Here is a 21627-nt window from a genome sequence, read left to right on the forward strand (position 1 = left end):
CGTGTCGCGCCGCGCGCTCACCAGCGCCGCGGCGAGGCTTTCAGCTCTTCCTGTGCGGCCCTGACGGTCTCTGCCGGGGCCTCGGGTGCCTCGTCGGGATGGCGCTGCGCCCATCTGGCCGCGTACGAACACAGCGGCACGACGGGCACCCCCTCGCGTGCCGCCAGCGCGTAGAACTCCCGCACCAGCGTGCCGCCGATGCCCTTGCCCTCGTGCCCCCGCTCCACCACGGTGTGCACCGCGACCAGCGCGGGTGGCGTGGCGGCCAGCGGGAAGTAGGCGATGACACCGACCGCCTCGCCGTCCTCGTACGCCTCGAAGCGGCCCTGCGGCCGGTTGTCACGGATATTGAGATCTGCCATGGCGTGGTGAGCCTCCCCGGTCGGACCGGTCAAGGAGGACGCCGGGAACGACGATGGCTGCCCGTACCGGCGTGCCGCTCGCCTCGATCAGGTGAGCGCCGTGACGCGGCGGTTACTCCCTTGAGGGTACCGAAGGACGGCGGCTCAGCCCGCGGCGTCGCCCCGCTGGTCGGCCGCCAGCGCCCTGGCGCGCTTCTCGATGATCGCGATCGCCGCCACCGCGCTGGCCGCGAACGCGACCGGGATCATCCAGGGCTGGTCGAGACGGTGGCAGGTGGCGTGGTCGAGGGAGTAACGGCCCGCGCCCATCAGGCCGATGGAGGCCGCGGTCCAGCCGAGGACGGCCGGGTATTCGAAGCCGCCCGACTGGGCGAAGAATCCGTTGGGGACACGCACCGACATGGCTCCCGCCATGCCGCCCGCCGCCGCTGCCCCGGCCGCCGGTACGGCCAGGCCGAGTGCCAGCAGTACGCCGCCCCCCGCCTCGGCGAGCCCGGAGGCGATCGCGCTCGGTCTGCCCGGCCGGAAGCCCATCGCCTCGAACCCCTGGGCGGTCCCGTCGATCCCGTCGCCACCGAACCAGCCGAAGAGTTTCTGGGTGCCGTGCGAGGCGAGCACCGCTCCGGTGCCGATCCGCAGGGCGAGCAGGCCGAGATCACGTCGGCTGTAACAGGACATGGCGGGCTCCGTGGGTGTGGGGGCGGTGCGCGGGCGTACGACTCCACTCTCTGCGGCGTGGCACGTGCGAGGGCGGCGTTGCTGGGCCGTACGGGTTGGACCGGATCCACCCTCACCACTCATGTCATCTTGACGATAAAGGGGATGTCTCGATATCGTCCCGTTGACGAAAAAGAGGGGGGTCCCTTTCCATGGCCGACATCACGCGCCGTCTCGGATGGCGTCATCTGCGCTCCGCCCCGACCAGCCATGTACGCCACCACCGACGCGGCCGGCTCGTCCACGACGGTCCCGGACTGAGTTTCTGGTTCCGGGCGTTGACCGCCGCCCTCTCCGAAGTTCCGGTGGACGACCGCGAGTTGGCCATGGCCTTCCATGCGCGTACCGCCGACTTCCAGGACGTCACCGTGCAGTCCACCGTGACCTACCGGATCAGCGAACCGGCCACCGCCGCCGCCCGGCTGGACTTCTCCGTCGATCCGGACACCGGCGCCTGGCGCGGCGCTCCGCTGGAGCAGCTCGCCACCCTGCTCACCGAGACCGCGCAGCAGCACGCCCTCGATGTGCTGGCCCGCACACCGCTGTCGGCGGCACTGGCCGACGGCGTCACGGCCGTACGGGAGCGGATCTCCGTGGGGCTCGCGGCGGAGCCCCGGCTGCCCGCGACCGGTATCGAGGTGGTGGCGGTACGGGTCGTCGCGATCCGGCCCGAGCCCGAGGTGGAGCGCGCGCTGCGTACGCCCGCGCGCGAGCGGATCCAGCAGGAGGCGGACCGGGCCACCTACGAGCGCCGGGCCGTGGCGGTGGAGCGTGAGCGGACCATCGCCGAGAACGAACTCGCCAGCCGGATCGAACTGGCCCGCAGGGAAGAGCGGTTGGTCGAGCAGCACGGTACCAACGTCCGCCGCGAGGCCGAGGAGAGCGCGGCGGCCGATGCCGTACGCGCGCGGGCCGAGGCGGCGCGTACCGTACAGCTCGCGAAGGCCGAGGCCGAGGCGGCGCGGGAGACCGGCGAGGCGCGGGCCGGGGCGCAGTCCGCGTGGCTCAGGGTGCACGCGGAGACGGACGCCGCCACGCTGCACGCGCTGGCCGCCACCCGGCTCGCCGAGAATCTGCCGCACATCGAGAGCGTCACCCTCTCCCCCGACGTTCTCACCGGGCTGCTGGCCAGGCTGGGCCGGGCGGGCGAGGAGCGGGAATGAGCCTGGCGCCACGCGCCGTCCTCGTCCACCGCACCAGTGAGTACGAGGAGTTGCTCGCCCGGCACGGCACCCATGGCCAGGCCGCCTTCTTCCTCTCCTCGCGCGGCCGGTCGGTCGACGAGGTGGCGGACCGGCACCACCGGGCGCGGCGCGCGCTCGCCGCGGTGGCGGGCGCGGTGCCGCCGCGGTGGCGGCGGGCACGGGTGGAGCGGGCGGATCTGGACCGGTTTCTCTTCGCCCCGGAGGATGTGGTGGTCGTGGTGGGCCAGGACGGGCTGGTCGCCAACGTGGCCAAGTATCTGTCGGGCCAGCCGGTGGTGGGGATCGACACGGATCCCGGCCGGGGTCTCGGTGTGCTGGTGCGCCACCGCGCGGCCGACGCCCCGGGACTGCTGCGTGCGGCGATCGACGGCGCCGGCACCGTCGATGAACTGACCATGGTGGAGGCGGTCGCCGACGACACCCAACGGCTGCTCGCGCTCAATGAGATCTACCTCGGCCGGCCGGACCACCAGACCGCGCGCTACCGTCTCGGGCCGGACGACGAGAGCGCCCCGACCGAGGCGCAGGCGTCGTCAGGCGTACTGGTGGGTACGGGCACCGGCGCCACCGGCTGGCTGCGTTCGGTACGGCGGGAACGCGGCAGCGCGCTGCCGGTTCCGCGCCCCGCCGATCCCCAACTGGTCTGGTACGTAAGGGAGGCGTGGCCCTCCCCCACCACCGGCACCACGCTGGTGGAAGGGGTGCTCGACCATGCGGAACGGCTCAGGCTCACCGTCGAGTCCGACCGGCTGGTGGCCTTCGGCGACGGTATGGAGAGTGACGCCCTGGAGCTGACGCGGGGTCAGACAATCCGGTTCGGCAGGTCCGCCACCGCACTGCGGCTGCTCGGCTGAGCCGCGCGAGCGTGCGTGCCGGGCGACGCCGGACAGGCGGGACTTTGAAGACACGCCCCAGCGGCCCCGGGGGCGGAGGCCGTACGCGCCTCCGCCCCCTCGTACCGCGACAGCCGTGACTTATCGGCCGCAGCGCAGCCCGCGTACGTCGACGGTGTCGCTCATGACCTTCATCCCCGCGTCGTTCGGGTGCAGATGGTCCCCGCTGTCGTACGCGGGCAGGATCTTCGACGGGGCCGCCGGGTCCTTGACCGCGGCGTCGAAGTCCACCACCCCGTCGAACGCGCCGCTCTCCCGGATGAAGGTGTTGACCTCCTGGCGGACCGCTTCGCCGCCCGCGTTCCACTCGCGCCAGCCCTCGTACGGCATGACGGTCGCGCCCACCACACAGGCACCGGCCGCATGGGTCCGGGCGATGATCTCCCGGTATCCGGCGATGACTTGGGCGGCCGTGGGCGCCGGAGTCGCCTTGATGTCGTTGACGCCTTCGAGCAGGATCACCGTGCGCAGACCGCGCTGCGACAGCACATCACGGTCGAGCCGCTTCAACGCGCTCTCGCCCGCCCCGTCGGAGAGGACCTTGTTGCCCGAAATCCCCTCGTTGGCAACGCCCTTGAGGGAGGTACGGGGATCGCTCCGCAGCCGGCCGGCGAGGAAGTCGGGCCAGCGGCGGTTGGCGTCGGCGGTGGAGATGGCACCGTCCGTGATCGAGTCGCCGAGCGCGACGACGGCCCCGGTGCCGCGCGGGGCGTCGACCACGACCGCGTCGAGGTAGTAGCGGAAACCGGTCTGCTGGGTGAAGGGCGTGGCGGTGTCCTCGGCCGCGTGGTCACCGCCGGGCGCGATGTAGGAGGTCTGGAGCCCCATCCGGTGCCCGGTGGCGGTTCCGGCCGCGTCCTGTACGTACACACTGATGGCCAGATCGGACTGCGGACGTACGGTGCCGGGCAGCGGATCGCTGTATACGGAGCCGCCGGCCGGGACGGTGACCGAGGCGGCGCCGCGGAAGGACAGCGCGCGGTTGCTGCCGGGCACCAGGGCCGCGCCCGAGGCCCGTACCCCGGCGTAGGCGCGCCCGAAGGTCACCGGCTGCTCACCGAAGGCGTTCGACAGCCGGATCCGCAGCGCGCTGCCGCCCGCGCTGGTGTGGACGACGACCCGGTGGGTACGCGCGGGGACGGCGGCGTCGAGCCGGTCGGCGCTCGCCGCCCAGGTGACGACGGGGGTGGTGGCGGCGGGGGCGGCTGCCGGGGCGACGGTGGAAGCGGGAGGCGCGGCGGTGGGGACGGGCAGGGCGGAGGACGCGGTCGGGACCGCGAGGACCGAACAGAGAGCGAGAACGGCAACGGCGACCGTGCGCCGGACGCGTCGGGGTAACTCCGGTCTGTTCATTGCGAGGTGATCCCTCTCATAGCGAAAGTCGTGCCCATGTCATTCATGGCACGGATGGAAAGCGCTTCCGGTTCGATACTCGAACGCGTGCGGCTGATACCTGACCGCGTCACAATGGAAACGGCCACTGAACGACGCCGTGCGAGTACGGACCGATCGCCACGGCGTCCGCCGGACGGAGGAGGTGCGTCGTGCCGACAGCCGGCACCCGCGAGGCCGTACGGGACCTGCTCGACACCCTTGGCCGGACGTACGCCGATGAGGCGGGTATCCATCTGCGCAACACCCCGCGACCGCTCTACCAACTGCTGGTGCTCTCCTGTCTGCTGAGCGCGCGAATCCGCAGCGGGACCGCTGTCGCCGCCTCCCGCGCGCTCTCGGACGCCGGACTGCGCGACGCGCGCCATATGGCGGACGCCACCTGGCAGCAGCGCGTCGACGCGCTGGGCGAGGGGGGCTACCGACGCTACGACGAGCGCACCGCGACACAGCTCGGCGTGGGCGCCGAGCTGCTGCTCAAGGAGTACGGAGGGGATCTGCGCCGGCTCCGCGAGGCCGCGGCCGGCGACATCACCACCCTGCGGTCGCTGCTCCGGGAGGTCCCGGGGCTCGGTCCCGTCGGTGTGGACATCTTCCTGCGCGAGGTCCAGGGAGTCTGGCCCGAGGTCGCCCCGTATCTGGACGCGAAGGCCCTCCAGGGAGCGCGCGGACGCGGGCTGCCCGACGAGCCCAAGGCGCTGGCGCGCTTGGCCGGTGACACCGATCCGGCCCTCTTCGCGGCGGCGATGGTGCGGGCCGCCCTGGAGCGGAAGAAGCGGGACTGAGCAGGAAGCGGGACCGAGCACGGGACCGAGCAGCGGAGGAAGCAGGGGTACGCCCCCTGCTCCTTCGGCCCTGCGCCCCCTCAGCAGCCCTGCGCCCCTCAGCCCTGCGGCTCAGACCTGCGGCGGCCTGTCGTCCCTGGGCTGCTCCGTGCCGAGCTGCTCGTTGATCTTCTTCTGGGCGATGTCGACCTGGTCGCTGTACTTGTTGCCCGTCTTCCGGTCGAACGCGTCGCCCGCCTTCTCCACCCCTTGGCGCGCCTGGTCCTCATGGCCCTTCAAGAGGCTCTTCAGCTTGTCGAGCATCGACATTGTTCGGCTCCTCGCTCGGAACGGTGGTCACGTCCACCATCACCGCTGCCGGGCGATCCCGCATCCGCAGCGGCAGGGGTCCGGCGCGGTCCCCTGCCACCACCCACCTGTCACGGAGCGGCGTTGAGCAGATCGAGGGCGCTGTGCTGGCGCGCGGCGTCCGCCTTGTCGAGGGGACCGCTCCAGCGCAGCCCGTACTGGTCGAGCGGATCGCGGTCCCGGGCGTACGCGGTGTCGGCCTGCTTCCTCAGATACGCCGTGTAGGGATGGTCGGCGAGCGCCGCGTTGAGCTTGCCGAGGCCTCGTACATGCGCGCCCTTGAACGACGGTCCGTCGGCCCCGCAGTCCCCGCCCTCGCAGGGATCACGCAGGATGCCGTCCGTGGTGTGCAGGGACGGGGTGGTGGTGGCCGCGTCGGCCAACTGCCGTGCCGTGGCGAGGAGTTGGCTGTCCTGGGTGGCGCGGTGCAGCTCGGTGAGCGCGCCGAGCAGCACGCCCTGGTTGTACGACCAGACGGTGCCGTTGTTATTGCGGCAGGTGCCCAGATCGATGCCGTCGTTCACCAGGCGCGAGCCGTTGACCATCCCGGTCCCCTGGAACCAGGACCAGCCGGCGCGGGCCCTGCCCAGATAGGCCGTGTCACCCGGGATCCGGTTGTGCAGCGCCGCGTTGAGCTGGATGTAGAGGGAGTTGGCGATGGCGTTCTTGTAGGTCCTGGCCGTACTCCACCACACACCGCCGCCGCAGGTGCCGTCCCAGTACGCCGCCATGTGGTCGGCGTCCGCGCGCGCGGTGTTCAGATAGCGGCTGTCGCCCGTCAGGTCGTACGCGGCAACCCAGGCCAGGCCCCACCATCCGGTGTCGTCGATGTAGTCGTTGCGGAACTGACCGTCCGCCGCGCCCAGCTGGCGGTCGTAGGTCTCGGCGATGGCGTACCGGTAGCTGGGCATGCCGGTGACCCGGATGTTGTCGATGACCGCGGTGAGGGCGTTGGCGGAGTTCCACCAGCCGCTGGTGTCGAACAGACCGGTGCCGTTGTTGTAGAACTGCATCTGCGCGGTGGCCGCTGCCGTACGCCGGTCATACGCGTTCCAGGTCGTACGGGCCCATGGCGTGCAGGCGATCTCCGTACGGTCACCGGCCTTGCCGCAGGCGCGCAGGGCGCCGACGCCGCGGTTGTTCCAGTCGTCCACGTTGTACATCAGGGTGCGCCAGCCACGCTGTCCGGTGGGCACGGTGGTGACACCGAGGCGGCTGCCGGAGCTCCAGGTGCGCCCGCCGTCGAAGGACCGGTCGAGCCAGACCTCGTCGCCGGGGTTGCCATTGCCGATCGAGGCCCAGCCCATCGCGTCATGGTCGTTGAAGTGCAGGGTGATGGCCCGCGAGAAGAGCGTGGCGGTGACGGGGGTGCGGTCCTCCGGCGCGAGCGCCGGGTCGCGGGTGTCGCAGTAGGCGTTGCAGATGGTGGCGGCAGCGGAGGCGGGTGCGGTCGGGGCCGCGGGGGCGGTGGTGGCCGCGGCGGCTTGAGGAGTCACCGCCGCGAGCGTGCTCATCACCAGTGCGGCGACGGTCGGCGCCATCAGATGACGCATCCGGGCTGACAACGTTGTCCACATGGGCCACTCCGTGATCGGGCGACGCGGATGAGGGCGCACGAGCGTATGCGGGTGAGGGCGGACGAGTACGTGAGCGAGCGCTACCGGAAGGTACGACCGTGACGCGGTCACGTCAATGCGCGGGACCGGGTCAATGAGGCGGACCCTGGACTCCGGCGCCGGGCCGCCCGTCGGGCAGGCTCCGGCGGTACGGCCTCCCCTCCTCGCCCTCCCTGTCCAGCCGGGGCAGGATCCGGTCCAGCCACCGGGGCAGCCACCAGGCCCTGCTGCCGAGCAGTGTCATCACCGCGGGCACGAGCAGCAGGCGGACGATCGTGGCGTCGATCAGCACACTGACCGCCAGACCGAGGCCCAGCATCTTCACCACGATGTTGTCGCTCAGGACGAACGCGGCGAAGACGCTGACCATGATGAGCGCGGCGCAGCTGATCACCCGCGCCGTGATCTCCAGACCGAGCGCCACGCTCTCCTTGCTCTCGTGGGTACGCAGCCATGCCTCCTGGACCCGCGCGAGCAGGAACACCTCGTAGTCCATGCTCAGCCCGAAGACGATGGCGAACATCATCATCGGCACATAGCTCTCGATCGGCACCGCCCCCGAGATGCCCAACGAGGGCCCGCCCCAGCCCCATTGGAAGACGGCGACCACCACTCCGTACGACGCGGCGATCGACAGCAGATTGAGTACGGCGGCCTTGAGAGCCACCGGCAGGCCCCGGAACACGATCAGGATGATGAGGAAGGCCAGGGCGACGACGACTCCGATGATGAGCGGCAGCCGGCCGGTGATGAGATCGAGGAAGTCCTCCATGGCGGCGGTCACACCTGTCACATACGTTTTCGCGCCGGTGCCCGACACGGCTCCCGGCAGGATGTCGTCCTTGAGATGGTGGAAGAGCGTGGTGCTCCCCGCCGACTGCGGAGAGCCGCTGGGGATCGCCGTGGCGGTCAGCAACTGACCGTCGGGGGAGGGCCGGAGAGGGGTGATCTCGGCCGCGTCCGGGACATCGGTGAGTGCCCGGTCGAGCCGGGAGGCCAGCGCGGGGCGGTCGGCCGCCGGCACCGCGCTCTGGTCGACGACGAGGATGAACGGCCCGTTGGCGCCCGGTCCGAAGCCGGCCGAGATCAGGTCGTAGGCGCGCCGGTCGGTGAAGCTGGTGGGGTCGGCGCCGTCGTCGATGTGGCCGAGGCGGATGGAGAACAGCGGGATCGCGAGCACACCCACCACCACGAGTCCGGCGAGCAGGAACCACCAGGGGTGGCGCTCCATCCGCTGCGCGTACCGGTGCCAGCCGTCGTGCGCCGCCCCGTCGGCCGGCTCCGTGCGCTCCGTACGGTCCCCGCGCTTCACCCCGTTCAGGGCCGGGGCCGGGTCACGTGCCGGGCGCGGCGCCGGGTCGCGTTCCGCGACCGGCCGGCGGACCCAGTAGCGGTCGATGCGGCGCCCGGCGAGTCCGAGCAGCGCGGGTACCAGCGTGACGGCGCCGATGACGGCGGTGACGACCGTGACGGCGGCGGCGACGCCCAGCTTTCCGATGAAGCTGATCTGCGACACATACAGCCCGGCGAGGGCGACGATGACGGTGCAGCCCGAGACGATGACGGCACGGCCGCTGGTGGCGACCGCCCGGCCGGCCGCCGTGACCGGGTCGGCCCCGTCCATGAGCCGCTGCCGGTGACGGGTGATCAGAAACAGCGCGTAATCGATCCCGACACCCAGGCCGATCATGGTGGCCAGGGTCGGCGAGACGCTGGCGAAGGTGGTGGCCGCCGCGATCAGACCCAGACAGCTCACCCCGACGATAACCCCGACCAACGCGGTGACCAGCGGAATCGCGGCGCCGATGATACTGCCGAAGCCGATCAGCAGGACGATCACCGCCACGGCGAATCCGATGGCCTCGCTGGTCAGATCGGCGGGCACGGGCCGGGCCAGTTCGCCGAGCAGTCCCCCGTACTCGACCCGCACACCGGCGGCGCGCAGCGGCTGGACCGCCGCGTCGACCCCGTGGAGATAGGCGCTCCCGAACGAGGTGGGGTTGGCGTCGAACTGGACGCCGATGTAGCCGGTCCTGCCGTCGGGCGTCAGCGCCCCGGTGGGCGGCGCGGAGGGCGTCGAGGGCAGGGGGCTCGTGACGGACAGTACGTGCGGGAGCGTCCGTAGCGAGCCGACCGCACGGTCGATCCGACTCCGTACGCCGGTCAGCGGCTCCCGCGCGTCGTACAGCACCACCTGGGCGCCGATGCCGGCCGCCCCCGGGACATGCCGGCCGAGCACTCGCGCCCCGTCGTCCGACTGCGTACCGGGGAGCGAGAAGTTGTCGGAGTAGGTGCCGCCGAACGCGGTATTGAGTCCGTGCAGCCCGCCGAGTGCGATGAGCCAGAGAACGATGACGGTGATGAAGTGCCGGGCGCACCACTCCCCCAGCCGCCGTAGCCGACCGGCTCTGTCCTGGCTTCCCGGGTCCTTCACTTCCGTATCGCCCTGCGAAGTCATGCGTCCCCCAGAGGGCGTGAACATCAATGAAACCCGGCAAATGCGGCCATTTTATACGTCTCATCAGAAATATAGCCGTTCATGGCTTTTGTCCGGCGCGCCCCACCCTCGGGAACCTCAACTGACCTTTCTCCACAACCCCCTTGACGGGTGCACGTCGACCTGTATGGTCTAGTCCAAGTGGTCGAGACCTTTCCGGATGCAACGTCATATCCGCGGCGTCCGCGAACGGAATCCACCGCCGCCCTTCGCGCCTCTTGGCCCCACACTCGAGAGGCCGACCCGCTGTTCCCGGATTCCCCCACGGATTCGGCGATCACGGGAAGACCTGATGTGAAGGAGTACCCATGCCCACGAAAAGGAAGCTGGCCGCCGTACTCGGCGCCGTCGTCGCTCCCGTTCTCGCCGTGAGCCTTCCCGCGAGTTCCGCGAGCGCCCACGGATATATCTCCACGCCGCCGAGCCGGCAGGCACAGTGCGCCGCGGGAACCATCAGCTGCGGTGACATCAAGTATGAGCCGCAGAGCGTGGAAGGGCCCAAGGGGCTCACCAGTTGCAGCGGCGGGAACTCCCGGTTCTCCGATCTCGACGACGACTCCAAGGGCTGGACCGTCACGCCCGTCGGCAGTTCCACGTCATTCCAGTGGAAGCTGACCGCGCGTCATTCCACCAGCACCTGGCAGTACTTCGCGAGTGGGCAGAAGATAGCCGAGTTCAACGACAACGGCGCGCAGCCCGGTGCGACGGTGACCCATCAGGTGAACTTCGGCGGCCTGTCGGGCAAGCAGAAGGTACTGGCGGTCTGGAACATCGCGGACACCTCGAACGCCTTCTACGCCTGCATCGATGTGAACGTCGGCGGCTGAGCGACAGGCTCCGCCACGGGCCGGGTGAGCCCCTGACACCCCACTCGGGGCTCACCCGCGCCCGCCGTCTCCGCTCTTCCACCGCCACCACCCCCCACCACATACGCATGGGCCGCCACGCGTTCGGCGGCCGGAACAAGAGAGTGAGTCACTCATGCGTCAGCGCCTCATCGGGCTGGTCACCGCGACGGCCGCCGCCGCCGCGTTCTCCCTGCTCTCCCTCGCGCCCTCCTCCGTGGCGCAGCCGTCGTCCCCGTCACCGCGGGCGGCGGCCGATTTCGTCGTCAGCGAGGGCCAGTTCAACCAGATGTTCCCGAACCGGAACCCGTTCTATACGTACAGCGGTCTGACCGCCGCGCTGAGCGCCTATCCGGGCTTCGCCGGTACGGGCAGCGACACCGTACGCAAGCAGGAAGCCGCGGCGTTCCTGGCCAATGTCAGCCACGAGACCGGCGGGCTGGTCCATATCGTGGAGCAGAACACCGCGAATTACCCGCACTATTGCGATGCGACGCAGCCCTATGGCTGTCCGGCCGGAAACGACAAGTACTACGGGCGCGGGCCGATTCAGCTCAGCTGGAACTTCAACTACAAGAGCGCGGGTGACGCGCTCGGTATCGATCTGCTGAACAACCCGGATCTCGTGCAGAACGACTCGGCCGTGGCATGGAAGACCGGTCTCTGGTACTGGAACACCCAGAGCGGGCCGGGAACCATGACACCGCACAACGCGATGGTAAACGGTGCCGGATTCGGCGAGACCATCCGCAGCATCAACGGCAGCATCGAATGCAATGGCGGAAACCCCGGCCAGGTGCAGAGCCGGATCAACAATTACACGAGCTTCACCCAGATTCTCGGGGTGGAGACCGGTGGCAATCTCAGTTGCTGACGCAGACACCGAAACGTACCGCTGAACGTACCGCGCGGCACGTATCGGGGGCGGTGTCGCCGGCTTCTGGCCGGTGGCACCGCCCCGTCCGTCATCCGCGCCGCTCGCGGACTGTCAGCCGGTGGGTGCCCGCCGGGCAGTGGTACCGCGCGCCGAGCGGGTCGGGGACCGCGTCGCCGGTGGCGGCGGCTCCCACGAGCAGTACGTTCCAGGGCAGCTCGCTCCCGGTCTCGACGACTACCTCCGCGCCCGAACGCCGGACGGTGAAGACCGCCGCGTCGCCTGAGCCGTCCTGGGTCGGGATGGCGGTGACGGTCTCCGGCGTACCGTTCGCCTGATCCGCCGCGTCCCCGCCGTCCCCTCTGCCCGCTCCGACCTCTCCATCCCCTCCATCCCCTCCATCCGCGAGGGGGTACACACACAGCGTCACCCCGTCCGCCCACGCGTACTCCGGCCCCTCGTCCACCGCGCCGAACGGAATCACCGCGCCGGGCCTCGCCAGCAGCGGCAGGGTGTCGAAGCCATGCGTCTCGCGCCGCCAGCCGGGGCCCGTCACCCGCGCGCCCGTGAGGACGTGGGTCCAGGTGCCCGCCGGTACGTAGTACTCGACCGTGCCGTCCTCGCTGAAGACCGGCGCCACGAGCAGATCGTCGCCGAGCATGTACTGGCGGTCCAGCGCGCGGCAGGCGGGGTCATCGGGGAACTCCAGCAGCATGGCGCGCATCACCGGCGTACCGGTGTCCCTGGCCTGGACCGCGGCGCGGTACAGATACGGCATCAGCCGGTGCTTGAGCCGGGTGAAGGCGCGGGTCACGGAGACGGCCTCCTCGCCGTAGTCCCACGGCACCCGGTACGACTTGCTGCCGTGCAGCCGGCTGTGCGAGGACAGCAGTCCGAACTGCGCCCAGCGCTTGAAGAGGGCGGGCGTCGGAGTGCCCTCGAACCCGCCGATGTCATGGCTCCAGAAGCCGAAGCCGGCGAGACCGAGCGAGAGTCCGCCGCGCAGCGACTCGGCCATCGCCTCGAAGGTCGACTCGCAGTCACCGCCCCAGTGCACCGGCAGCCGCTGCCCACCCGCGGTCGCGGAGCGGGCGAAGACGATGGCCTCGCCCTCGCCGCGCTCTTCGCGCAGCAGCTCGAAGACGGTCTCGTTGTACAGCTGCGTGTAGTAGTTGTGCATACGCTCGGGATCGGCGCCGTCGGACCACACCACATCGGTGGGGACGCGCTCGCCGAAGTCGGTCTTGAAGCAGTCCACCCCCTGGTCGAGCAGGAGCCTCAGTTTTCCCGCGTACCAGTCGCGGGCGGCCGGGCTGGTGAAGTCGACCAGCGCCATACCGGGCTGCCAGCTGTCCCACTGCCAGACGGAGCCGTCGGGCCTCCTCAGCAGATGGCCCCCGGCCATCCCCTCGGCGAACAGCGGGGACTTCTGCGCGATATACGGATTGATCCAGACGCAGACCCGCAGTCCGCCCTCCTTGAGCCGGGCGAGCATGCCCTCGGGGTCGGGGAAGACCGCCGGGTCCCAGACGAAGTCGCTCCACTGGTAGGCGCGCATCCAGAAGCAGTCGAAGTGGAAGACGCCGAGCGGGATCCCGGAGTCGGCCATCCCCCGGACGAAGCGGCGCACCGTCGCCTCGTCGTACGAAGTGGTGAAGGAGGTGGACAGCCACAGGCCGAAGGACCAGGCGGGCGGCAGCGCGGGGCGGCCGGTGAGCGCGGTGTAGCGGGCCAGGATGTCCCGGGGGTCCCGGCCGTGGACGACGAAGAACTCCAGCGTCTGGTCCTCGACGCTGAACTGGACCTGTCCGACCGCCTCGGAACCCAGCTCGTAGGACACCCGGCCGGGATGGTTGACGAAGACTCCGTAGCCGCGGTCGCTGAGGTGGAACGGTACGTTCTTGTACGCCTGTTCGCTGCTGGTGCCGCCGTCCGCCTGCCACAGGTCGACGCTCTGGCCGTTCCTGGTGAACGGGGTGAACCGCTCACCGAGCCCGTACACGCCTTCGCCGACTCCGAGCGCCAGTTGCGCGAGCATGAAGTGGCGGTTCTCGGCGTCGGTCATGAAACCGGTGCCGCGCCGGCCGACCGAGGTCAGGACCTGCCCGCCGGCGATGAAGTCCAGCTGCCAGGAGGCGGCGGTGTCGGTCCGCAGGGAGAGTTCACCGGAGACGAGCTCGATCGTCGAGCCCTCCCTGACCACCTTGGCCGGCGAGCCGTCCTGCCCGGAGGCGAGCGCGAACTCCGGTCGCCGGGGGCCTCCTCCGGCGTGGTGGGTGCAACGAACGCCGATCACTCCCTCCGCGGGGGACCAGCACTCGACGGTCAGCAGCGGGCTGTTGAGCGTATCGCCGCGATGGGTGACCCGGGTGACGGGCGCGTAGAGCGTGAACCGGTCGTCGGCGACCACGGAGTCGGCCACGGAGACCGCGTAGTGCGCGGTGACACCGGCGCGCAGCTGCCAGTGACCGTCGGTGAACTTCATCAGTGCTCCTGGGTCCGGGGCGGCGGGGTGGTGGTGTCGCGTCGTACGGTCGAACCGAATCGAATCGATTCGATGAGATGATGCGGCGATGCTAGGCGCTCACCGAAACGGCGACAAGGGCGCCGCCGGACGCGGGGCTGACGTACCGTCAAGGGGGATGCGGCACTGAGGAATTCCGGTCGGCGGACTCAGCGCGGGGGTGGGCCGAGGGGATCGGTGCCAGGCAGCAGGACCGGACGTATCAGCAGATGGCCCACGGACGCGGCGAGCAGCCGTGTGCCGGCCTCCGCGCCCCGCCCGGTGGTCTGGCGCAGCGCCTCGGCGGCGGTCACGGCGAGCCGGGTCACCTCGGTGGCGAGCGTCTCGACGGGGAGTTCGATCCGGGGCAGCCGACGGCTCGACGGATCGCCGGGCAGGGTGCCGATCACCACGACGGTGAGGTCCTCGGGGACCCGGGGACCGGCCGCGGTCATGGACGTCAGGATGTGATGATGCGCCGAGGGATGCTGCACGATCAGAGCGGTCGGCGGCCTTCCGGCTCCCCGGTCCGCGCGGTCCCCGAGCAGCGCGCCGAGCCGATGGGCCAGTCTGCCCGGGTCATTGACGGAGTGGACCACCGTGACGGCGGCGCCGGTGGTACGGGCGCCACGGCGGGCGCCCGCGATCCCGCGGAGCGCGTAACTGCGCCGGCTGCGGACCTCTGATTCACCCGGCGCCAGATACACCATCTCGCGGTGTCCCGCCGCGGCCAGTTCGCCCACCGCGAGGGCCGCGGCCTCCTCCCAGTCCAGATCGGTCCACGGAAGGGCGTCCTCGTCGGCGGGCCGCCCGATGAGCGCGGCGGGGAAGGCCAGTTCCCGTACGACGTCGATCCGCTCGTCCTCCATGTCGACGGCCATCAGCACCGCCGCGTCGGCGAGACCGCTGAGCGCCACTCGCCGCAGACCACCGGCCTTGTCCTGGGACGTGGTCAACAGGAGGTCGTAGCCGAGTGCGTTGGCGGCGTCGCTGACGTCGATCGCGAACCGGCCGTCCACGGAGTCCTGGAGCCCGGCCGCCCGGGGCAGCGCCAGGGCCAGCACCTGCGTACGGCTGCTGCGCAGCGTCCGTGCACTGGCCCGGGGGTGGTAGCCGAGGGCGTCCACGGCTTCCTGTACGCGCCGGCGCGTCTCCTCGGAGATACTGCGGGAGCCGTTGAAGACATACGAGACGGTGCTCGGCGCGACCCCCGCCCGCCGTGCGACGTCCCTGATGGTAGCCATCCTCCGCCCTTCGACAGTGTGGGTACGACGCCGGAGAAGATCCGGGGAACGCCCCGAAGCCGCCGTTCACCATGGTATCGAACAGCCCTGTGGCGTCCGGGAACACGGGGCGGCGGGGCCGCCCCGGGCGTGCGTGCGGCGGGGCAGCCGTCCGGCGTGACGGCGACCCGGGAAGATGAACCTACAAGCCGACCGTGACAACCCAGGTGGAGGAGTGCGCAGATGGCACACGAACGAGCGGGACAGCAGGCGCGGCCGGAGGATCTCGTCGATGTCGCCCGGCTGGTGACCGCGTACTACGCGCTGCACCCCGATCCGGGGGAACCGGGCCAGCGCGTGGCGTTCGGGACCTCCGGTCACCGCGGGTCGTCCCTGGCCACCGCGTTCAACGAGGATCACATCGCGGCGACCAGCCAGGCGATCTGTGAGTACCGGACCCGGCAGGGCACCGACGGGCCGCTCTTCCTCGGCGCGGACACCCACGCGCTCTCGGAACCGGCCCGGGTGACCGCCGTCGAGGTGTTCGCCGCGAACGAGGTGACCGTGCTGATCGACAGCGCCGACGGCTACACCCCCACGCCCGCCGTGTCGCACGCCATCCTCACCCACAACCGTGGCCGCGCCTCGGGCCTGGCGGACGGCGTGGTCGTCACCCCGTCCCACAACCCGCCCACCGATGGCGGGTTCAAGTACAACCCGCCCAACGGCGGCCCGGCGGGCTCCGAGGCGACCAACTGGATCCAGGACCGGGCCAACGAGATCATCGCGGGCGGTCTCAAGGACGTACGGCGGCTGCCCTATACGCGCGCGCTGGCCGCGCCGTCCACCGGGCGCCATGACTTCCTCGGCACGTATGTGGCGGACCTGCCGGCCGTACTCGATCTGGACGCGGTGCGCACCGCGGGCGTACGCATCGGCGCGGACCCGCTGGGCGGCGCGTCGGTCGCGTACTGGGGCCGGATCGCCGAGGAGCACCGGCTCGATCTGACGGTGGTCAATCCGCTGACCGACCCCACCTGGCGGTTCATGACACTGGACTGGGACGGCAGGATCCGGATGGACTGCTCGTCGCCGTACGCGATGGCCTCGCTGATCAAGCGGCGCGACGAGTACCAGATCGCCACCGGCAATGACGCCGACTCCGACCGGCACGGCATCATCACCCCGGACGCCGGGCTGATGAACCCCAATCACTATCTCGCCACCGCCATCGCCTATCTCTACGCACACCGTGAGCGGTGGCCCGCCGGGGCGGGCGTCGGCAAGACGCTGGTCTCGTCCGGGATGATCGACCGGGTCGCCGCCGACCTCGGCCGTGAGCTGGTCGAAGTGCCCGTCGGCTTCAAGTGGTTCGTGGAAGGGCTGATCGGCGGCTCGCTCGGCTTCGGCGGTGAGGAGTCGGCCGGCGCGTCCTTCCTGCGCCGCGACGGCTCGGTGTGGACCACCGACAAGGACGGCATCATTCTGGCCCTCCTCGCCTCCGAGATCCTCGCGGTGACCGGCAAGACGCCCTCCGAGCACTACGCGACGCTCACGAGCCGCTTCGGCGAGCCCGCCTACGCCCGTATCGACGCCCCCGCGACCCCGGCGGAGAAGGCGGTCCTGGCCCGGCTCTCACCCGAGCAGGTCACGGCGGACACCCTCGCCGGTGAGCGGGTCACCGCGGTGCTCACCGAGGCGCCTGGCAATGGCGCGCCCATCGGCGGCATCAAGGTGACCACGGAGAACGCCTGGTTCGCCGCGCGCCCCTCGGGCACCGAGGACGTCTACAAGATCTACGCCGAGTCCTTCCAGGGGCCCGATCATCTCGGCCGGGTACAGGAGGAGGCCCGGAGCGTCGTCTCCGCGGCACTGGGTGGAGCCTGACGGCGGCGGCTCGGGTCCGGTGCGGACGGTACGCCCCTGGTACGGGGCGTACCGTCCGGCGCGGGGCGTACGCGTCCGCCCGGTCACGCCGCCGGGAGCGCCAGTTCCGCCCAGATGGCCTTGCCGCTCGGGAGCTGGCGGGTGCCCCAGCGATCGGTGAGCTGGGCGACCAGCAGCAGGCCGCGACCGCCCTCGTCGTAGACCCGGGCCCGGCGCAGATGCGGCGCCGTGGTGCTGTTGTCGGAGACCTCGCAGGTGAGCGCGCGGTCCCGGATCAGCCGCAGCTGGACCGGGCCCTCGGCGTGCAGGATGGCGTTGGTGAACAGCTCGCTGATCACCAGCTCGGTGGTGAAGGTCAGCTCTTCCAGTCCCCACGCGGCCAGTTGGGTGATCGCGTGGTCACGGGCGTCGGCGACCAGCGCGGGTTCGGCGGGCAGGTTCCAGGTGGCGACCTGACTGGCGTCGAGGGCGCGGGTGCGGGCGACGAGCAGGGCCACATCGTCCACGGGGCGGGGCGAGAGCAGCGTACGGAGCACGGTGTCGCAGGTGGTCTCCAGCGAGGGGGACGGATGGGTGAGGATCTCGCACAGCCCGTCGATGCTGGTGGTGATGTCATGCGCGCGGTCCTCGATCAGACCGTCGGTGTACAGGACGAGTGTGCTGCCCTCCGGGATCTCGAACTCGCCCGGTTCGAAGGGCAGATCGCCCAGTCCCAGGGGTGGCCCGCCGGGCAGATCGAGCAGGCTGACCGTGCCGTCGGGGGTGGCCAGGGCGGGCGGTGGATGGCCGGCGCGGGCCGCGCAGAGCCGGCGGGACACCGGGTCGTACACCGCGTACAGACAGCTGGCGCCGATGTCCGCGTCGCTGACCGGGTCGGTGTTCTCCGAGGCGAGCCGCCCCACCACATCGTCGAGATGAGTGAGGAGTTCGTCCGGGGGCAGGTCGATGTCGGCGAGGGTACGGACCGCCGTACGCAGCCGCCCCATGGTGGCGGAGGCGTGGATGCCGTGCCCGACGACATCGCCGACGACCAGCGCCACCCGGGAGCCGGAGAGCGGGATGACATCGAACCAGTCGCCGCCCACGCCGTACTGGGTGTCGGCGGGCAGATAGCGGGTGGCGACCTCGACGGCCGACTGCGGGGTGATTCCGCGCGGCAGCAGGCTGCGCTGAAGGGTCTCGGCGGTGCCGCGTTCGCGCGTGTAGCGACGGGCGTTGTCGATACAGACGGCGGCGCGGCCCACCAGCTGTTCCGCGAGGGTGAGGTCGTCCTCGGTGAAGGTCGTCGGGTGCCGCCGACGGGAGAAGAGGGCCACGCCCAGGGTGCTCCCACGGGCGACCAGCGGCGCCGCGACGAGTGAGTGAACACCCAGATCGGGAAGCCGGCCGGCCCGTCCGCGATGCGCCATCCAGGCGAGGTGGTCGGGGTCCCACGGCCCGGTGAGCACCGCCCGGCCGGTGGCCAGACAGCGGGCGGGGGGCGAGGTCTCCGGGAAGCTCACCACCTCCCCGATACGGATGGCGGCCTCCGGCGCCTCCCGCGCGTGGGCCGACTCGTGCGCGACCCTGCGCATCAGGACCCCGCCGGAAGGAGGGCCGGGGGCGGGCTCGTCCCCGCTCAGCACCGAGTCGAGCAGATCGACGCTGATGAAGTCGGCGAACCGGGGCAGCGGCGTACTCGCCAGCTCCTGGGCGGTACGGGTCACGTCGAGGGTGGTACCGATCCGCATGCCCGCCTCGTTCAGCAGGGCGAGACCCTCGCGGGCCCAGTACTCCTCGCTGATCTCGAATCCGGTGAGCACGATGGCGGTCACCCGGCCCGCCGGATCCTTGAGCGGGGCGAGCGAGAGCGCCCAGGCGCGATCACGTTTCTCGGCCGACGCCCGGTGGAAGGTCCGCGCGTCCACCGCCTCGCCGGTGCTCAGCACCGTCCGCAGCGCCCGCAGGACATCCGCGTTGGTGCGGCTCTGGGGCAGGAATCCGGTCCCCAGGGCCCGCATGTCGTCCTCCGTGCGGCCGATGACACGGCACAGCTCCCCATTGGCGTGCAGCAGCCGCAGGTCCGGGCCGTAGATCGCGATCGGCACCCCGGACTCGGTGAACGCCCGCCGCATCAGGGCCTCGGCATGCCCGGGCCCCGGGGTGGCCGCCGCGGCGGCCAGTAGCCAGCGGGTGCCCTCCTCGCCGGTTCGCAGGGGGAAGGCGAGCAGCTGCACCTCGCGCCGGCCGCCGTCCCGGTGGTGTGCCGTCACCCTGCCGCTCCACGGCTCCCCGGCGGCCAGCGCCCGGCGCACGGAGTCGGGCGGATCGGCCGAGAGGAGCGTGCCGACCGCGCGTCCCACGGCCTGGGCTGGCCGGTAGCCGAGCAGCGCCTCGGCGCCGGCGCTCCACCGCGCGATGACGCCCTTCGCGTCGACCGCGGCCGTGGCCCACCCCGCGCCGCCCGGGGACATGTCCCATGCCTCCCCGGAGACCGCGCCGCGCGTGTCATCCATATGATCTCTCCCCGCCGGGCAGCTGCCCTTCAGGTGCTCGGACGACCGGAGCCCTTCGTAGACTGTGCAACGAGAATACGACTTTACGAAGATAAGCCCCTTTGGTCGATGTTTACCCCATGTAGCCCTGCTGGACACCGAGCGCTGCCGCCGTGGGGCCCTGGCGAGTGGGTCCGAAGTCTCGCCCAGGGTCTCGACCCGTCCGACAGGCGGCGAACGCCATCTCTGTCTCACCTTCTGGACAGCATCGCCATCCGTCATCCCAATCCGTGAGACATCTTCCGTGGCTCGGGCGAGCTCCGTCAGCTCTGGGCCGCGGAGCCGCCGAATCGGGCCGCCGGTCCGTCGAGTTGCTGGCTGAGCAGGTTGAAGCCGTCGTCGGCCCGGATCACCTGGCCGGACGCCCCGGCGAACCCGTCGTCGGCGACCAGAGCGATCAGCCGGCCGACATGCTCGGGTTCGGGCAGCCTGCCGTGCACGGAGCGCTCGCCGAAGTACTGCCGGATGGTGTCGGGGAAGTGGGCGGTGGCATCGGTGTTGACGGCTCCCGACGCGACGGTGTTGGCCGCGACCCCGTATTGGGCGGCCTCGGCGGCGATCTGCTGGCTGAACGTGTTGAGCGCGGCGGTGGCGGTGGAATGGGCGATGCTTCCGGTGATCACATCGGCGGCGGTGCTCGACACATAGACGATCCGTCCCGCGCGCCGCTCCCGCATCGCCGCCAGCACCCGACGCGTCAGGAAGTAGACGCCGGCCAGTTCCCCGATGAGCTTGGCGACGAAGGACTCCCAGGGCAGCGAGGCGAACGGTCCGTACGGCGGCGCGGCGGTGTTGGCGTTGCACACCAGCACGTCGACCCGGCCGTGCTCCGCCAGCACTCCGTCGACCAGTGTGCCGACCTGGCCCGCGTCACAGACATCGGCGCGTACGGCCTGCGCGGTGCCACCCAGGGACTCGATGTCCCGCACCACAACCGCGGCGGCCTCTCTATTGCTCAGATAGTTGACGATCACATGGCAGCCACGCCGTCCGAATTCCCGCGCGGTCGCCGCGCCAATGCCTCGGCCCGCGCCACTGATTAACACAACTCGCCGTGTGTCGCTCATTCATACCTCCGAACATCGTCAACGGCTGCGGCTGTCCCGGAAATTACGGCATCGGGCATTCAACCCAGCTGTGGGCAAGGCCGATTCTGGCAGAGCCGCGGAACGACCGGCCACCGAGCCTCTTCGAAATCCTCGTGAAGATTGACAACATCGGACCGGGCCTCGGGGGTGAGCGGGTGCCCGATGTGGCCAAGCCCACATTGAGTGACAAATGTCAGACGGCGGCGCCCGGAGGGCTCTTTGGCGCCCAAAAAGCGCACAGTGAGAGCGCGTGCGTCTCATCTGAGCCCCGAATCGGCACTCCATCCGCGAGCAGCCCCGGAACGGACCTCCGGGCAATCGCATCGATCCCGCCAATTCATCGTCGCGCTTGGACATCGCCGGTCGGCGTCCACGCAGGCCGGGCCGCGTATACCGACCGCCCTCAGGCATCAGATCCCGCCTGTTTGCGTCAACCGACTTCCGCCGCCGTCGATTTTGTGGGCACAGCCCGGGGCGATCGGTGGGGAACATGGCCCGGTCATGCCGCGACGGATATGCGGTAGTTGCCAAAGTCATCCGCGGCGGTAAAATTTCAGCGCGTTTCGCTATTGCGTACCTGTCTCGTGCCGTGACCGGTAGGACGCGCCAACCAGGGGGGCTTTCGACGTGCTCGCGCACCACGATGCCGCGCGGCCGGAGTTCACGCCGCGGCGGACCTTCGAAGGGGGCGCCCGCCGGCGCCTCACCGGTCTGCCGGACACCCGGCGATGTCGGTGCCACGCCCGTCCGGCCGGGTCCCCCGTACCTCTCCGGTGACAGGTCCGCACCCAGCATGGGCCCACGGCTGCCCACCCAACAGCCGTGTCGCAATTCCGCACCTCGATGTCAGTCAGCACC

General features: G+C 70.7%; 16 protein-coding genes. 6 read left to right on the forward strand and 10 right to left on the reverse strand.

Annotation, left to right across the window (positions count from 1 at the left end; all coding sequences use genetic code 11):
* Positions 1-17: 17 nt before the first annotated feature.
* Positions 18-362 (reverse strand): GNAT family N-acetyltransferase, encoded by a 345-nt coding sequence (locus AB0M67_RS15865; protein ID WP_365745942.1) that lies wholly within the window; start codon positions 360-362, stop codon positions 18-20.
* 144 nt (positions 363-506) lie between these two features.
* The gene (locus tag AB0M67_RS15870) at positions 507-1040 is read right to left on the reverse strand and encodes a DoxX family protein (protein WP_365745943.1); all 534 of its coding nucleotides are present in this window, start codon (positions 1038-1040) and stop codon (positions 507-509) included.
* Positions 1041-1231: 191 nt separating this feature from the next.
* On the opposite strand from AB0M67_RS15870, the gene AB0M67_RS15875 reads away from it, so the two are divergent.
* Complete coding sequence (locus tag AB0M67_RS15875) at positions 1232-2242, forward strand: SPFH domain-containing protein (protein ID WP_365745945.1); 1011 nt, start codon at positions 1232-1234, stop codon at positions 2240-2242.
* A complete protein-coding gene (locus tag AB0M67_RS15880; protein ID WP_365745946.1) occupies positions 2239-3138 on the forward strand; it encodes a hypothetical protein in 900 nt (299 codons plus the stop codon). The genes AB0M67_RS15875 and AB0M67_RS15880 overlap by 4 nt, the downstream gene beginning before the upstream one ends.
* 120 nt (positions 3139-3258) lie before the next feature.
* Here AB0M67_RS15880 and AB0M67_RS15885 read toward each other — a convergent pair whose 3' ends face one another.
* Complete coding sequence (locus AB0M67_RS15885) at positions 3259-4530, reverse strand: SGNH/GDSL hydrolase family protein (protein ID WP_365745947.1); 1272 nt, start codon at positions 4528-4530, stop codon at positions 3259-3261.
* Between the two features lie 191 nt (positions 4531-4721).
* On the opposite strand from AB0M67_RS15885, the gene AB0M67_RS15890 reads away from it, so the two are divergent.
* Positions 4722-5354 carry an endonuclease gene (locus AB0M67_RS15890; RefSeq protein ID WP_365745948.1) on the forward strand — a complete coding sequence of 211 codons (633 nt, stop codon included), beginning with the start codon at positions 4722-4724 and terminating at the stop codon, positions 5352-5354.
* Between the two features lie 111 nt (positions 5355-5465).
* On the opposite strand, the gene AB0M67_RS15895 is transcribed toward AB0M67_RS15890, so the two are convergent.
* The 3 genes from AB0M67_RS15895 to AB0M67_RS15905 all read right to left on the reverse strand — a co-directional run bounded on the left by AB0M67_RS15895 (position 5466) and on the right by AB0M67_RS15905 (position 9776).
* Positions 5466-5663, reverse strand: a complete 198-nt coding sequence (locus AB0M67_RS15895) for an antitoxin (RefSeq protein WP_365745949.1) — start codon at positions 5661-5663, stop codon at positions 5466-5468.
* 110 nt (positions 5664-5773) lie between these two features.
* Positions 5774-7279: a glycoside hydrolase family 76 protein gene (locus AB0M67_RS15900; protein WP_365745950.1), complete on the reverse strand. Its 1506-nt coding sequence runs from the start codon at positions 7277-7279 to the stop codon at positions 5774-5776.
* A gap of 130 nt (positions 7280-7409) precedes the next feature.
* Positions 7410-9776: an MMPL family transporter gene (locus AB0M67_RS15905; protein WP_365745951.1), complete on the reverse strand. Its 2367-nt coding sequence runs from the start codon at positions 9774-9776 to the stop codon at positions 7410-7412.
* Positions 9777-10123: 347 nt separating this feature from the next.
* On the opposite strand from AB0M67_RS15905, the gene AB0M67_RS15910 reads away from it, so the two are divergent.
* Complete coding sequence (locus tag AB0M67_RS15910) at positions 10124-10642, forward strand: lytic polysaccharide monooxygenase auxiliary activity family 9 protein (protein WP_365745952.1); 519 nt, start codon at positions 10124-10126, stop codon at positions 10640-10642.
* A gap of 154 nt (positions 10643-10796) precedes the next feature.
* Entirely contained in the window at positions 10797-11534 is a 738-nt protein-coding gene (locus AB0M67_RS15915) for a chitinase (protein ID WP_365745953.1), read from the forward strand.
* A 91-nt stretch (positions 11535-11625) separates the two neighbouring features.
* Here AB0M67_RS15915 and yicI read toward each other — a convergent pair whose 3' ends face one another.
* Both yicI and AB0M67_RS15925 read right to left on the reverse strand, forming a co-directional pair.
* Complete coding sequence (gene yicI, locus AB0M67_RS15920) at positions 11626-14019, reverse strand: alpha-xylosidase (protein WP_365745954.1); 2394 nt, start codon at positions 14017-14019, stop codon at positions 11626-11628.
* Between the two features lie 188 nt (positions 14020-14207).
* On the reverse strand, positions 14208-15281 hold the full coding sequence (locus AB0M67_RS15925; RefSeq protein WP_365745955.1) for a LacI family DNA-binding transcriptional regulator: 1074 nt from the start codon (positions 15279-15281) through the stop codon (positions 14208-14210).
* Positions 15282-15503: 222 nt separating this feature from the next.
* On the opposite strand from AB0M67_RS15925, the gene pgm reads away from it, so the two are divergent.
* The gene (pgm, locus tag AB0M67_RS15930) at positions 15504-17147 is read left to right on the forward strand and encodes a phosphoglucomutase (alpha-D-glucose-1,6-bisphosphate-dependent) (protein ID WP_365745956.1); all 1644 of its coding nucleotides are present in this window, start codon (positions 15504-15506) and stop codon (positions 17145-17147) included.
* An 83-nt stretch (positions 17148-17230) separates the two neighbouring features.
* On the opposite strand, the gene AB0M67_RS15935 is transcribed toward pgm, so the two are convergent.
* Both AB0M67_RS15935 and AB0M67_RS15940 read right to left on the reverse strand, forming a co-directional pair.
* Positions 17231-19642: a SpoIIE family protein phosphatase gene (locus tag AB0M67_RS15935; RefSeq protein WP_365745957.1), complete on the reverse strand. Its 2412-nt coding sequence runs from the start codon at positions 19640-19642 to the stop codon at positions 17231-17233.
* A gap of 302 nt (positions 19643-19944) precedes the next feature.
* On the reverse strand, positions 19945-20748 hold the full coding sequence (locus tag AB0M67_RS15940; protein ID WP_365745958.1) for an SDR family oxidoreductase: 804 nt from the start codon (positions 20746-20748) through the stop codon (positions 19945-19947).
* Between the last annotated feature and the right edge of the window lie 879 nt (positions 20749-21627).

This window comes from Streptomyces sp. NPDC051662 (genome assembly GCF_040681655.1).
Classification (GTDB): Bacteria; Actinomycetota; Actinomycetes; order Streptomycetales; family Streptomycetaceae; genus Streptomyces.

Bases quoted from the DNA above. Each gene is read 5' to 3' on its own strand.
- AB0M67_RS15865 (WP_365745942.1), bottom strand. From the start codon at position 362: ATGGCAGATCTCAATATCCGTGACAACCGGCCGCAGGGCCGCTTCGAG.
- AB0M67_RS15870 (WP_365745943.1), bottom strand. From the start codon at position 1,040: ATGTCCTGTTACAGCCGACGTGATCTCGGCCTGCTCGCCCTGCGGATC.
- AB0M67_RS15875 (WP_365745945.1), top strand. From the start codon at position 1,232: ATGGCCGACATCACGCGCCGTCTCGGATGGCGTCATCTGCGCTCCGCC.
- AB0M67_RS15880 (WP_365745946.1), top strand. From the start codon at position 2,239: ATGAGCCTGGCGCCACGCGCCGTCCTCGTCCACCGCACCAGTGAGTAC.
- AB0M67_RS15885 (WP_365745947.1), bottom strand. From the start codon at position 4,530: ATGAACAGACCGGAGTTACCCCGACGCGTCCGGCGCACGGTCGCCGTT.
- AB0M67_RS15895 (WP_365745949.1), bottom strand. From the start codon at position 5,663: ATGTCGATGCTCGACAAGCTGAAGAGCCTCTTGAAGGGCCATGAGGAC.
- AB0M67_RS15900 (WP_365745950.1), bottom strand. From the start codon at position 7,279: ATGTGGACAACGTTGTCAGCCCGGATGCGTCATCTGATGGCGCCGACC.
- AB0M67_RS15905 (WP_365745951.1), bottom strand. From the start codon at position 9,776: ATGACTTCGCAGGGCGATACGGAAGTGAAGGACCCGGGAAGCCAGGAC.
- AB0M67_RS15910 (WP_365745952.1), top strand. From the start codon at position 10,124: ATGCCCACGAAAAGGAAGCTGGCCGCCGTACTCGGCGCCGTCGTCGCT.
- AB0M67_RS15915 (WP_365745953.1), top strand. From the start codon at position 10,797: ATGCGTCAGCGCCTCATCGGGCTGGTCACCGCGACGGCCGCCGCCGCC.
- yicI (WP_365745954.1), bottom strand. From the start codon at position 14,019: ATGAAGTTCACCGACGGTCACTGGCAGCTGCGCGCCGGTGTCACCGCG.
- AB0M67_RS15925 (WP_365745955.1), bottom strand. From the start codon at position 15,281: ATGGCTACCATCAGGGACGTCGCACGGCGGGCGGGGGTCGCGCCGAGC.
- pgm (WP_365745956.1), top strand. From the start codon at position 15,504: ATGGCACACGAACGAGCGGGACAGCAGGCGCGGCCGGAGGATCTCGTC.
- AB0M67_RS15935 (WP_365745957.1), bottom strand. From the start codon at position 19,642: ATGGATGACACGCGCGGCGCGGTCTCCGGGGAGGCATGGGACATGTCC.
- AB0M67_RS15940 (WP_365745958.1), bottom strand. From the start codon at position 20,748: ATGAGCGACACACGGCGAGTTGTGTTAATCAGTGGCGCGGGCCGAGGC.